Origin of the sequence: Chromobacterium haemolyticum DSM 19808 (assembly GCF_000711885.1) — a bacterium.
Lineage (GTDB): Bacteria > Pseudomonadota > Gammaproteobacteria > Burkholderiales > Chromobacteriaceae > Chromobacterium > Chromobacterium haemolyticum.
The window spans coordinates 251687-264927 of sequence record NZ_KL543995.1 but is presented as its reverse complement, the minus strand read 5'-3'; the positions used below and the strand labels follow the sequence as shown (position 1 = coordinate 264927).

The window sequence follows — 13241 nt, the reverse complement described above, 5'->3', positions numbered from 1 at the left end:
CCTTGCAACAGGCTCGCCCAACGCGCGGACGCCGGGCGAGCCACCGTTTCGCATTGAACTCTTCAACCCTTGCCCGGCTTGAATATCCGCCGGGCCGCCCCCATAATCGTGCGCATGAAATTCTTCACTGACCTATTTCCCGTCGTCCTGTTCTTCGCCACTTACTGGCTGAGCCGCGACATGTTCATCGCCACCGGCGTCGCCATCGTCGCCACCACCTTGCTGGTGGGCTGGACCTGGCTGCGTCACCGCAAGGTCGACACCATGCAGTGGGTCAGCCTGGGCCTGATCGTGGTGCTGGGCGGAGCCACCCTGCTGCTGCACGACAAGCACTTCATCATGTGGAAGCCCACCGTGCTGTACTGGGTAATGGGCGCCGGCTTGTTGATCAGCGACTTCCTGGGCAAAAACGGCCTCAAGCTGATGATGGGCCAACAGTTGCAGCTCCCGGCGCCGGTATGGCGCAAGCTGACTTGGGCCTGGGTGGGCTTCTTCGCCTTCATGGGCGCGCTCAATCTGTTCGTCGCCTATCGCTTCAGCGAAGACGTATGGGTCAATTTCAAGCTGTTTGGCGGCCTGGGCCTGATGCTGGCCTTCGTCATCGCCCAAAGCCTGTTCCTCTCCAAATACATTGAGGAAAAGAAATAATGCTTTACGCCATCATCGGCCAAGATAACGAAGACTCGCTGCCGCGCCGGCTGGAAGCCCGTCCGGCCCATCTGGCGCGCTTGCAGGCGCTGCAGGACGCCGGCCGCCTGGTGCTGGCCGGCCCCTGTCCCGCCATCGACAGCGCCAGCCCCGGCCCCGCCGGTTTCAGCGGCAGCCTGATCGTCGCGGAGTTCGAATCACTGGATGCCGCCCAGGCCTGGGCCGACGCGGATCCCTATGCGGCGGCCGGCGTCTACGCCTGCGTCAGCGTCAAGCCCTTCCTCAAGGTGTTGCCTCAATGAGCGCCACGGTTGAACTCCTCCGCGCCGCCTTGCAAGCCTTAACACCGGAACACCTGGACATCCAGGACGACAGCGCGCTGCACGCCGGCCACGCCGGCGCGCGCGACGGCGGCGGGCATTACACGCTTACCATTGTCAGCGCCCGCTTTCAGGGGCTGAGCCGCGTGCATCGCCACCGGCTGATCTACGAAACGCTGGGCGACTTGATGCAAACCAAGGTGCACGCTCTGGCCATCAGAGCGTTCACGCCTGAAGAAATCTGAATTGATTCCATCCAAGGGGTACCCCATGAAGCTTTCCCGCATCGCCGCCGTCGTGCTGGCCGCCACCATCGCCCTGCCCGCCGCCGCGGAATCCATCGCCGTGGTCAACGGCGTAGCCATCGACAAGAAAGAACTGGACGCCGCAGTCGCCAACATCGTGCAAAGCAGCGGCGGCAAGGCTCAGGACAATCCGGAATTGCGCGAGCAGTTGAAAACCTCGCTGATCACCCGCGAAGTCATCCTGCAGGAAGCGCGCAAGCGCCAGTTGGACAAGCAGCCGCTGTTCACCCAGCGCCTGGATGACATCCGCAATGAAATGCTGCGAGAAGCGCTGTTCGCCGACATCGCCAAACAAACGCCGGTGAGCGACGCCCAGATCAAGAGCGTCTACGACAAGCTCGCCGCCCAACAGACCGGCAGCAAGGAGATCCACGCGCGCCAGATCACGCTGAAGAGCGAGGCCGACGCGCAAAAAGTGATCGCCGATCTGAAAAAAGGCGCCAAGTTCGACGAACTGGTGAAAACCCGCTCTATCGACCCCAACGCCAAGCAGAGCAACGGCGAAATGGGCTGGGGCAACCTCAACCGCATGGACCCGCCGCTGGCCGCCGCGCTGAAAGACATCCGCAAAGGCCAGACCAGCAGCAAACCGTACCAGTCCCCGCTGGGCTGGCACGTGTTCAAGGTGGAAGACATTCGTGACGCCAAGCTTCCGTCGCTGGATGAGGCCAAGCCGCAAATCGGCCGCCAACTGCAAGAAGAAGCCATCGCCAAGGCAGTGGAAGACCTGCGCGCCAAGGCCAAGATCCAATAAACCAAACCTTCAGGACACCTAAGAATATGCGTAAACTCCTGCTGACCAGCGCCCTCGTCGCCGCCTTCGCCGGCAGCGCCATCGTGGTTGCCGGCCCGGTCGTCAACGGCCAGGCCATTTCCGACGCCCGCATCGACGCCGTGGTCAAGATGATGGAAGCCCAGGGCCAGCCGGCCAACCCGCAAGCGCGCGACATGGTCAAGGATCAACTGGTCACTGCCGAAGTGCTGCGCCAGGAAGCCGTGAAGAAGGGTCTGGACAAATCGCCGGAATTCGCCGCCGAACTGGCCAATATGCAGGCAATGGCGCTGGCCAACCGCCTGATCAAGGACTATGAAAAGTCCAACCCGTTCAGCGACGCCGACCTGAAAGCCGAATACGACAAGCTGGTGGCCAGCGTGCCGGAAACCAAGCAATACCATGCTCGCCACATCCTGGTGAAAACCGAAGCCGAAGCCAAGGCGGTGATCGACGCGCTGAAGAAAGGCAAGGCCTTCGACAAACTGGCCAAGGAGAAATCCCAGGATCCGGGCAGCAAGGACAAGGGCGGCGATCTGGACTGGCAGGAAGCCGGCACCTTTGTAGCGCCGTTCTCCGAAGCCATGACCAAGCTGTCCAAGGGCGAAGTGACCGCCAAACCGGTGAAAACCGAGTTCGGCTGGCACGTGATCAAGCTGGACGACGCCCGCGTGCAACGCAATGTGCCGGCGCTGGACGACATCCGCCCGCAACTGACCCAGCGCATCATGGGCGGCCGCGTGGAAAAGCTGATCGCCGAGCTCAAAGCCAAGGCGCAAATCCAGAAGTAAGCCGCGCGCCGCGGCAAAGCAGATCAAGCGGACCCCGGTCCGCTTTTTTCATATCTTTCGCATAATCCGCGCCGCCAGGCCGCGCTCCCACCCGCCTTGCCTTCGCCTGCTTCATGCCCATGGTTTTCCGCAAGGTAGCAAAAACGTCTCCAAAAATTTTATCCGCTGTCCTATAAGTAATTATTCACTTTTTGATCACTTCATAAATATATTAAATTGGAAGTACCACAATAAAGACACTACGGGACAAACTGATGAAAAACCTGCGCATTGGACAAAGACTCGCCCTCGCCTTCGGCGCGCTGATCGCCCTGGTGCTGATCATGAGTGTGGTCATGCTCAACGGACTCTCCTCCATCAGCGACGGCATGGAGGACATTACTGACAACCGGCTGGAATCCCTGCTGATAGTCGCTCAGCTGGACCACCACCTGCAGCAGCAGCGCATCGGCGCGCGCGATCTGATCATTGAAACCGATCCAGCCAAGATGGCCGAGATCAAGGCGCAGACCGACCAAACCATCAAGGCCTTCAACAACGCCGAAAAAGCGCTGGAAGACCACTTCACCAAGTTTCCGCCCATGCCCGCTACCGCCGCCCTGCTCAAAGACGTGGGCCAGGCACAGGAAGCGCTGGACGCGCCCACTAAAAAGCTGATGGCGTTGGCCATGGCCAACCAGAACAAGGAGGCCGAAGCCTTCATGGTCAACCAGCACCGTCCGCTGATCCACCAATTGGAACAAAAGGTGGAAGCGCTGAGCAAGGCGCTGGCGGACCGGGCTCAAGACAGCCGCAAGGACGCGGAGGCCAGCGCCACCGCCGTGCGCGCCACCTCGCTGACCATCACCGCCATCTGCCTGGTCGCGGCCGCGCTGATAGGCTGGCTGCTGACCCGCTCCATCACCCGCCCGCTGAACAGCGCCGTAGAGGCCGCGCGCGAAGTGGCCGCCGGCAATCTGCGCATCGAGTTGAAGCCGGACGGCAAGGACGAACCCGCCCAGGTGATCGCCGCGCTGGCCGATATGCGCGAGCAGTTGGTGCAAGCCATCGGCAACGTCCAGCAAGGCGCGGAAGAAGCCAATAGCGTGGCCAGCCAATTGTCCGAATCCGCCGAGCAAGTGTTGACCGCTTCCCACCAGCAAAGCCAGGCCGCCGCCAGTTCCGCCGCTGCGGTGGAAGAACTGACCGTCAGCATCAGCCATGTGGCAGAAGCGGCCCAGGAAGTGCGTGAGCACGCGCAAACCAGCCTGGTCACCGCCAAGAACGGCACCGCCCAACTCAGCTTGCTGGTCAAGGAGGTCAACAATGTCGAAAAAGCCGTCAACGGCATTGCCGAAGCGGTGAAGAACTTCGTCGCCAACACCCGCAAGATCACCAGCATGACCAGCCAGGTGCGCGACATCGCCGACCAAACCAACTTGCTTGCGCTCAACGCCGCCATCGAAGCCGCGCGCGCTGGCGAACTGGGCCGCGGCTTCGCGGTGGTGGCCGACGAAGTGCGCGTACTGGCCGAACGCTCGGCTGAATCCGCCAAGGAAATCGACCAGGTCACTCATGTGCTGGGCACCCAGTCGGTGGAACTGGAAGACGCCATCACCAGCAGCCTTGCTTCGCTCAGCAGCAGCCAGGCCTTTGTCTCCACCGTGGAGAACGCCTTGCAGGAGGGCGAACAAGCGGTGGCCAAGTCCACCGACAGCACCGGCACCATCGTCAGCGCCGTGCAGGAGCAAAAGCTGGCCAGCACCGAAATCGCGCAGAACATGGAAAAAGTGGCGCAGATGGCAGAGGAAAATACCGCCATCGTCAGCAATGTGGCGGACAGCTCCCACTCCATGTCGGACATTGCCCAGCGCCTGCATCAAGCGGTGCGTTTCTTCCGCATCTGAACCGCCGCGCCGGCCCAGTCGAAGCCGCCCTCCCGGGCGGCTTTTCATTTGCGCGCGCTCAGATTTTTTCGTCGAAGCCGAACACCGGCGTGCCCTTCTTCAATACCTCGCCGCGGAAAAAAGCTGGATATTTACGATACATGTACAGCATGACCAGCAAGCCCGTCAGCGCCACTGTCACGCCCAGAATGAACACCAGGCCCAGGCCGCCGATATGAGAACCGCTGCCGAAGGCCGGGTCCATGCTGTCCAGCGTGGTGCGAACCAGCGCGACGAACAGCAGGATGCCGCCCAAGCCCGGACACAGGCCGCGTAACAGGAAATGACGTGCCGAAGTCAGTGCCTGCTTGCGGAAATACCAGACGCAGGCAAAGGCCGTCAGGCCGTAATAGAAGCACACCATCATGCCCAGCGCGGTAATGGTGTCGGACAGCACGTTCTCGCTCACCACCCGCATCACCGCATAAAACACAGAGGCCACCAGCGCTGACACCACGGTGGCGTAAGCCGGCGCCTTGAAGCGGGACTCCACCACCGCGTACTTGGCCGGCAAGGCCTGGTAATGGCCCATCGCCAGCATGGTGCGCGCCGGCGACATAAAGGTGGACTGCAAGGACGCGGCGGAGCTGGACATCACCGCCAGCGACAGCAAGATGGCCGCCGGCCCCATCACGGGCCCGGCCAGCGCGGTGAACACATTGGCCGCGATAGCCGGGTTGGCGAGGCCGGTGGCGTCGGTGCCCACCCCGGCGAAGGACACCACCGCCGCGCTGATCAGCACATAAGAGCCCACCAGCAGCACCATCACCAGCGTGGCGGCCTTGCCGGATAGATTGGCGCGTTTGTCGCCCGTGGTTTCCTCGCTGATGGTCACCACCGTGTCCCAGCCCCAATAGGCGAAGATGGACACCGCCACCCCGGCGGCGAATTGGGAAAAACTCTCCACCGCGAAGGGGTTGAACCAGCTCCACTCCACCGGTATGGAATACGGATGGCCACCGTCGGCGGCGGCGCTGAACGCCGCCCAGGCAAACCAGGCCAACACCAAAGCCTGGAACGACACCAACACATATTGCACCCGCTTGGTGGATTGCAGACCGCGACAGGAAATCCAGGTGGCCACGGCCATGAAGCTGAGGCAGGAGGCGATGTTCACCACCGCGTCGTCAGGCAGCGCTGCGATGTCCGGCCGCTCCAAGGCCTGTCCCAGCGCCAGATACATGAAGTCCACCGCCACCGCGGCGGTGTTGGACAGAACCAGCACCGTGGACACCACCAGCCCCCAGCCCGCGACCCAACCTATCCATGGCCCAAAAGCCCGCGTTGCCCAAGTGAAGGAGGTTCCAGCGTCCGGCATCTCGCGGTTCAGCTCGCGGTAGCCTATGGCCACCAACAGCATGGGAATGAAACTGACGAAAAACACCGCCGGCATCTGCTTGCCCACCTGAGTGGCCGCGGGGCCCAGGGAGGCGGTCAGCGTGTACGCCGGCGCGCATACGGAAATCCCAATCACCACCAGTCCGAGAATGCCAATGGAACCGGCGGGCAAGCCCTTGGCGCTCAAGCCTCCCCCGTCCGGGGCCGGCAGCGCGTTGTCAACATTACGCATGGTGCATCTCCTTTGCTCCGGGACCCCGCCGCAACGTCGGCCCTCGCCTTGTTATCTTTGTCCGCGCCGGCACACAAGCACCGGCGCGAATGCGCGCGTCCCGCCGTGTCCGCCGGCTGGCCCCGCTTATGACAGGACCGCGCGCGTCAGGCGTGGTTGCATGGAGTATGCAGATAATTAACACAAAAACATCACATGGCAAAAATAATAGACGCAACTCGCATGGGGCGATATGCTGGCTCGGCAAGATCCGGCCCGCGCCGGTGCCTTGCGCTAGAGCCGGGCTCACCGGCCACCGCATAAGAACCCGTTCAAAATCCGCGGCGCTTCGTGAAGCGTTGCACGGTGGGTACAAGCTCAAAATGCTCATGCACCCCTTGTGCACTCCGCTTTTTCGCTCGTTTTCGCCTTGTCTCGCCATTGCTCGCGAGACTTTGAACAGGCTCTAAAAGAACCACGCAAAGAGAGAGAAGGAAGAGAATATGAATACCTGGAAGCACTGCCTGCTAGCGCTCGGCCTCGCTGCGGGCGCCCATGCCCAAGCCAATACCGTCAACGTCTACAACTGGTCCGACTACATCGCCCCCACCACCGTGCCAGGCTTTAGCAAGCAAACCGGCGTCAAAGTCAATTACAACGTCTACGACAGCATGGAAACCCTCAACGCCAAGCTGATGACCGGCCGCTCCGGCTTCGATCTGGTGGTGCCGTCCAACAATGTGCTGGGCCTGGGCATCAAGGCCGGGCTGTTCCAGCCGCTGGACAAGACCAAGATCCCCAATTACAAGAACATAGACCCCGCGCTGCTGAAAATGATGGAAGTGTCGGACCCCGGCAATAAATACGCGGTGCCGTATTTCTGGGGCGTGATCACTCTGGGCATCAATGAGGAAAAGGTTAAAAAAGCGTTGGGCGGGAAGCTGCCGGCCAACGAGTGGGACCTGCTGTTCAAACCGGAATATGTATCCAAGCTCAAATCCTGCGGTGTCAGCATCCTGGATTCCCCATCCGAATTCTTCCCGATGGCGCTGCACTACTTCGGCAAGGACCCGGGCAGCACCAAGGAAGCCGATTACCGCGCCATCATGCCCCAGCTCAACGCCATTCGCGCCAGCGTGACCCGCATTTCCTCTTCGGGCTACATCAACGATATGGCCAGCGGGGAAGTCTGTCTGGCCATGGGCTACGGCGGCGACCTCAACATCGCCAAGCGCCGCGCCGTGGACGCCAAGAACGGCGTCAAAGTGGTGCCGCTGATGCCCAAACAGGGCGTGGCCATCTGGGTGGACAGCATGGCCATCCCCAAAGACGCCAAGAACGTGGCCAATGCGCTGTCCTTCATCAACTACAGCCTGGATCCCAAGATCGCCGCGGACAACGCCAATACCGTGACCTTCGCCCCCGGCAGCCTGCCGGCGCGGCAGTTCGTCAACAAGCAGTACTTGAACGACCGCTCCATCTTCCCCAACGCCGAAGACTTGAAAAACAGTTTCATCCAAAAGAGCGTGGGTCAGGAAACCCTGCGCATCTACGGCCGCTTGTGGCAAAACTTCAAGCTGGGCCGCAGCTGAATCCACGCCGCGCCGCCAATGAACAACAGCCGCTTTGAGCGGCTGTTGTTCATTAAGCGCCGTTCAAAATACGGCGCTCAGGCCAGCAACTGCCTCAATACATAAGGCAGGATGCCGCCGTGTTGGTAGTAATCCACTTCCACCGGCGTGTCGATGCGCAGCAGCAAGGGCAGTTCACGTTCGCCTCCGGCGGCGTCGCGGATCAGCAGGCGCACCCGCTGCCGCGGCTCAATGCCGTCCTCCAGCCCGCGCAGCTCGAAGGTTTCATCGCCCTTGAGGCCGGCGGCGCTGTCGCCGTCCAGGAACTGCAGCGGCAACACCCCCATGCCCACCAGGTTGGAGCGGTGGATGCGCTCGAAGCTCTTGGCCACCACCGCGCGCACGCCCAGTAGCCGCGTGCCCTTGGCGGCCCAGTCGCGGCTGGAGCCGGTGCCGTACTCCTCGCCGGCGAAGATCAGCGTCGGCGTGCCGGCGCGCACATAGGTCATCGCCGCGTCGTAAATCGACATCTGCTCGCCGTCCGGCTGCAACAGGGTCAGGCCGCCTTCCACCGGCTTGCCGTCCGCATCCGGTGCCAGCATCAGGTTGCGGATGCGCACGTTGGCGAATGTGCCGCGCATCATCACCTCGTGATGGCCTCGGCGCGAGCCGTAACTGTTGAAATCGCCGGGCGTGATGCCCTGCGCCTGCAGATACAGACCGGCCGGCGAGCTGGGCTTGATCGAGCCGGCCGGGCTGATGTGGTCTGTGGTCACCGAATCGCCGAAGATCGCCAAGGCGCGCGCGCCGCGGATGGGCGGCTGCGCCGTGGGCTGCATCGCGAAATTCTGGAAGAACGGCGGCTCCGCGATATAGCTGGACGGCTCCCAACCGTAGACCTCGCCCACGCTGGCGGCAATGTCGTTCCACAAGGGGTTGCCGCTGGCGAAATCCTGGTACAGCCGGCGGTAAGTGGCCGCGTCCGTAGCTTGCAGCAAAGCCTCTCCCACTTCCTGTTGGCTGGGCCAGATATCGCGCAGGTACACCGGCTTGCCATCCACGCCAACGCCCAGCGGCTCATGTTCCAGATCGATATCCACCCGGCCGGCGATGGCGAAGGCCACCACCAGCGGCGGACTCATCAGGAAGTTGGCTTTGATTGCCGGATGGATGCGCGCCTCGAAGTTGCGGTTGCCGGACAAGACCGAAGCGCAGATCAAATCCTGACCGCTGACCTCGTTCTCCAATTCCGGATCCAGCGGGCCGGCGTTGCCGATGCAAGTGGTGCAGCCGTAGGCGGCCACGCGGAAACCCAGTTGCTCCAGCGGCGCCAGCAAATGCGCCTTGCCCAGGTAGTCCGTCACCACCCGCGAGCCGGGAGCCAGCGAGGTTTTGATATGGCTGGCCACGCTAAGCCCTCGCGCCACCGCCTTTTGCGCCAGCAAGCCGGCGGCCAGCATCACCCCCGGGTTGGAGGTGTTGGTGCAGGAGGTGATCGCCGCGATCAGCACCGAGCCGTGGCGCAGCTTGCCGCTGAAACCGCCTGCCTCGTTCTTGCCGTAGCCGCCGGCCTTGGCCGGCTGATGCAAGAGCTCGGTGAAACGCGGCTTCAGCTGCGGCAAGGCGATGCGGTCCTGCGGACGGCGCGGCCCGGCCACGCTGGGCACCACCGTGGCCAGGTCCAGTTCCAACACGCTGCTGTAATCGATCTCGCCCTCTTGCGGCATGCCGAACATCTGCTGCGCCTGGAAATAGCGGCGGAACGCGTCCACCTCCGCTTCGTTGCGTCCGGTGGCGGTCAGATAGGCGGCGGTCTGCTCGTCCGGCGGGAAGAAACCCATGGTGGCGCCGTACTCCGGCGCCATATTCGCCAGCGTAGCCCGGTCCTGCAAGGTCAGCGAGGCCGCGCCTGCGCCGTAGAACTCCACGAACTTGCCCACCACCTGCGCCTTGCGCAGCAGCTCGGTGACGGTCAGCACCAAGTCGGTGGCGGTCACGCCCTCGCGCAGCCTGCCCTTCAAATGCACGCCCACCACGTCCGGCGTCAGGAAATACACCGGCTGGCCCAGCATGCCGGCTTCCGCCTCGATGCCGCCCACGCCCCAGCCCACCACACCCAGGCCGTTGATCATGGTGGTGTGCGAATCCGTGCCCACCAGGCTGTCCGGGTAATACACGCCGTCCTTGCTCAATACCCCGCGCGCCAGATATTCCAGGTTCACCTGATGCACGATGCCGATGCCCGGCGGCACCACCTTGAAGGTGTCGAAGGCCTGCATTCCCCATTTGATGAAACGGTAGCGCTCCGCGTTGCGGCGGAATTCCAGTTTCATGTTAAGGTCCAAAGCGTTGTTCTCGCGGAAGTGGTCGACTTGCACCGAGTGGTCCACCACCAGATCCACCGGCACCAGCGGCTCGATGCGCTTGGGCGGCTTGCCGAAGCGCTCGGCCACCGAGCGCATCGCCGCCAGATCGCACAGCAGCGGCACTCCGGTGAAATCCTGCAGCACGATGCGCGCCACCACAAAGGGGATCTCCTCGCTGCGCGGCGCCTGCGGCCGCCAGCCCGCCAACTGGCGCACATGTTCCTCGCCGACGCGCTGGCCGTCCAGATGGCGCAGCAAGGACTCCAGCACGATGCGCAGCGACACCGGCAGCCGGCTGACATCGCCGATACCCAGCTCCGCCAGGGCCGGCAGCGAATGAAATTGACAGGACTGGCCCGAGGCCAGGGTAAAGGAACGCAAAGTGGATTCGGAACGAAGCGACATGGTGGACTCCTGTTGAAAGCCAAGATGCAAGCCAAGAACCTGTTTACGATCTGCTGCGATTCGTCAGACTCGACACGGTGAGTACAGTGTCGAAACGCTCATGTACCCCATGTACGTGCCACTTTCTCCGCTGTTTTCGTCTTGTCTCGCTTTTTCTCGCGAGATCGTCAACACGCTCTCAAAGGCCAAAACGATGGGAGCACCTCGAAAAGCGGCCAGTCCGAGGTGCTCCGCCTTGTATTCAGACCCTAAAACAGGTCAATGGTTCAGCCCTTGCCTTGCATTTGGCATACAATCGAAACCTCATTCCCGTGCGAAAGGCATGCCATGACACACAGAATAGAACACGATTCCTTCGGCGACATTGAAGTTCCGGCCAATGCGCTGTGGGGCGCGCAAACCCAGCGCTCGCTCGGCCACTTCGCCATCTCCAACGAAACCATGCCGCAAGAACTGATCCTGGCGCTGGCCCAAGTCAAGCGCGCTGCCGCGCTGACCAACCGCGAGCTGGGCAAGCTGCCGGCGAACAAGGCCGACGCCGTCGTCGCCGCCGCCGACGAAGTGCTGGCCGGCAAACACCCGGACGCTTTCCCCTTGTCGGTATGGCAAACCGGCTCCGGCACTCAAACCAATATGAACATGAACGAGGTACTGGCCAACCGCGCCTCGGAACTGCTGGGCGGCGAGCGCGGCCCCGGTCGGCTCGTCCACCCCAACGACGACGTCAACCGCGGCCAATCCTCCAACGACATTTATCCCACCGCCATGCACGTGGCCGCCGCGCGCGCGGTGCATGACCGGCTGCTGCCGGCGCTGAGCCGGCTGCGCGCCGCGCTGGTGGACAAAGCGGCCGCCTTCGCCGACATCGTCAAGATCGGCCGCACCCATTTGCAGGACGCCACTCCGCTGACTTTGGGCCAGGAGCTGTCAGGCTGGGTGGATCAGCTGGAGCAAGCGGAACACGCCGTCCGCGCCGCGTTGCCCGGCCTCTACCAACTGGCCGTGGGAGGTACCGCCGTGGGCACCGGCCTCAACACCCACCCGGAGTTCGGCCCGCGCGTGGCGGCCGAACTCAACCGCGCTTGCGGCCTGCCCTTTGTCAGCGCCGGCAATAAATTCGCCGCGCTGGCCGGGCACGACGCGCAGGTGCACTCGCACGGCGCGCTCAAACAACTGGCCACCGCCTTGATCAAGATCGCCAACGACATCCGCTGGCTGGCATCCGGCCCGCGCAGCGGCCTGGGCGAACTGCTGATTCCGGAAAACGAACCGGGCAGCTCCATCATGCCGGGCAAGGTCAACCCCACCCAGTGCGAGGCGATGACCATGCTGTGCTGCCAAGTGCTGGGCAACGACGTGGCGCTGTCCATCGGCGCCGCTTCCGGAAACTTCGAGTTGAACGTGTTCAAGCCGCTGATCGCGCACAACTTCCAGCAGAGCGTGCGCCTGCTCGCAGACGGCATGGACAGCCTCAACCATCATTGCGTGCGCGGCATGCAGGCAAACCGTCCTCGCATCGAGCAATTGCTGGAGCAATCGCTCATGCTGGTCACCGCGCTCAATCCGCACATCGGCTACGACAAGGCCGCCGCCATCGCCAAGCTGGCCCACGCCAACGGCGGCACCCTCAAGCAGGCGGCGCTGGAGCTGGGCTATGTGACGGCGGAGCAGTTTGACCAGTGGGTGGATCCGAAGGCGATGATCTAAAAACCGGTTCACGCTCTTCCTCGTGGTTCGCGGGGCGAAGAGGAAGAGCATGAACAGACCGCCGGCGCTCAGTCGAATAAACCCAATGTACGCGGCAGCGGCTGAGGCGCCGGCTTGGACCCGCCCTGGCGCGGCGCCAGCGGCGCGTCCTCGGCGCGCATCTCCTCCGCCGGAAACAGCCGCAGCAAGCGATGCGCGTCGTCCGGGCGGCGCGCCGTCAGCCAGGCCAGGTAATCCTCCGGCCGCACAATCACCAGCGAACGCTTTTCGTCCTCAGGCTTATGCGTGCGGCGCATCAGCGCGTGCGCCTCGGCGTTTACCGTCAACTGAGTGAAGGCGTGGCTGATTGAGCCGTCCGGCTCCGACCACGCCCGCCACAACCCAGCCACCGCGAACGGAGCATCGTCGGCCAAGCCGATTCGCCAACGCACCGCGCGGCCGGTTTCATACGAAGGTTCGAAGAAGGCCCGCATCGGCACCAGGCAACGCTGACCGGCCCGCCACGGGTAGCGGAAGTTTTTCAGCTCGGCCACGGTTTCCGAGCGCGCGTTGGTGGTGGACAACCGCAGGCCATCCGGTTGATGGCGCTTGGGCACCAGCCCGTAATTGCCCAGCCGCAGCTCCAGGCCCTGGCGGCCGGCCACGATGAAGGGAGCGGCGTAGTCCTGCCAGGCCTCTTCCTGCCAGACCAGCCCGCCAGGCTCCACGCCGAACAGCGGCAGTTGATCGGGATGGGGACATAGATAGTTGACGCACATCGCCGCAGTTTACCGGATATTGCGGCGGCCGGCCCGCCGCCTCGGTTTGACAAGCAAGCCTCAAGCGGCGACCATAAGCCCACTATGCGCCGTTTCGTCCCCTATGCCAGCCAAGATTGGATCG

General features: G+C 63.0%; 11 protein-coding genes. 8 read left to right on the top strand and 3 right to left on the bottom strand.

The features are described 5' to 3' along the window. The first annotated feature begins 114 nt into the window (after positions 1 to 114). From BR71_RS20825 to BR71_RS20800, 6 genes are all read left to right on the top strand, one after another. Positions 115 to 648 carry a septation protein A gene (locus tag BR71_RS20825; RefSeq protein ID WP_043593525.1) on the top strand — a complete coding sequence of 178 codons (534 nt, stop codon included), beginning with the start codon at positions 115 to 117 and terminating at the stop codon, positions 646 to 648. Further along, positions 648 to 950 (top strand): YciI family protein, encoded by a 303-nt coding sequence (locus BR71_RS20820; RefSeq protein ID WP_043641719.1) that lies wholly within the window; start codon positions 648 to 650, stop codon positions 948 to 950. The genes BR71_RS20825 and BR71_RS20820 overlap by 1 nt, the downstream gene beginning before the upstream one ends. After that, positions 947 to 1213, top strand: coding sequence for a BolA family protein (locus BR71_RS20815; RefSeq protein WP_043641717.1), 267 nt, complete (start codon positions 947 to 949; stop codon positions 1211 to 1213). The genes BR71_RS20820 and BR71_RS20815 overlap by 4 nt, the downstream gene beginning before the upstream one ends. 25 nt (positions 1214 to 1238) lie before the next feature. Beyond that, complete coding sequence (locus tag BR71_RS20810; RefSeq protein WP_043641716.1) at positions 1239 to 2027, top strand: peptidylprolyl isomerase; 789 nt, start codon at positions 1239 to 1241, stop codon at positions 2025 to 2027. Positions 2028 to 2053: 26 nt separating this feature from the next. Further along, the gene (locus BR71_RS20805) at positions 2054 to 2836 is read left to right on the top strand and encodes a peptidylprolyl isomerase (protein ID WP_043641714.1); all 783 of its coding nucleotides are present in this window, start codon (positions 2054 to 2056) and stop codon (positions 2834 to 2836) included. A 254-nt stretch (positions 2837 to 3090) separates the two neighbouring features. Further along, positions 3091 to 4722 carry a methyl-accepting chemotaxis protein gene (locus BR71_RS20800; protein WP_052370947.1) on the top strand — a complete coding sequence of 544 codons (1632 nt, stop codon included), beginning with the start codon at positions 3091 to 3093 and terminating at the stop codon, positions 4720 to 4722. 58 nt (positions 4723 to 4780) lie between these two features. Here BR71_RS20800 and BR71_RS20795 read toward each other — a convergent pair whose 3' ends face one another. Then, on the bottom strand, positions 4781 to 6331 hold the full coding sequence (locus BR71_RS20795; RefSeq protein ID WP_052370946.1) for an APC family permease: 1551 nt from the start codon (positions 6329 to 6331) through the stop codon (positions 4781 to 4783). Between the two features lie 482 nt (positions 6332 to 6813). Here BR71_RS20795 and BR71_RS20790 point away from each other — a divergent pair, with 482 nt between their 5' ends. Further along, positions 6814 to 7902 (top strand): polyamine ABC transporter substrate-binding protein, encoded by a 1089-nt coding sequence (locus tag BR71_RS20790; RefSeq protein WP_043641713.1) that lies wholly within the window; start codon positions 6814 to 6816, stop codon positions 7900 to 7902. Positions 7903 to 7979: 77 nt separating this feature from the next. Here the strand turns inward: BR71_RS20790 and acnA are convergent, their stop codons facing one another. Continuing rightward, positions 7980 to 10652, bottom strand: coding sequence for an aconitate hydratase AcnA (gene acnA, locus BR71_RS20785; protein ID WP_043641710.1), 2673 nt, complete (start codon positions 10650 to 10652; stop codon positions 7980 to 7982). A gap of 327 nt (positions 10653 to 10979) precedes the next feature. Between acnA and fumC the strand changes: the two genes are divergently transcribed. Continuing rightward, positions 10980 to 12359 carry a class II fumarate hydratase gene (fumC, locus tag BR71_RS20780; RefSeq protein ID WP_043641709.1) on the top strand — a complete coding sequence of 460 codons (1380 nt, stop codon included), beginning with the start codon at positions 10980 to 10982 and terminating at the stop codon, positions 12357 to 12359. Positions 12360 to 12427: 68 nt separating this feature from the next. On the opposite strand, the gene BR71_RS20775 is transcribed toward fumC, so the two are convergent. After that, positions 12428 to 13117, bottom strand: a complete 690-nt coding sequence (locus BR71_RS20775; RefSeq protein ID WP_052370944.1) for an SOS response-associated peptidase — start codon at positions 13115 to 13117, stop codon at positions 12428 to 12430. Positions 13118 to 13241 lie beyond the last annotated feature (124 nt).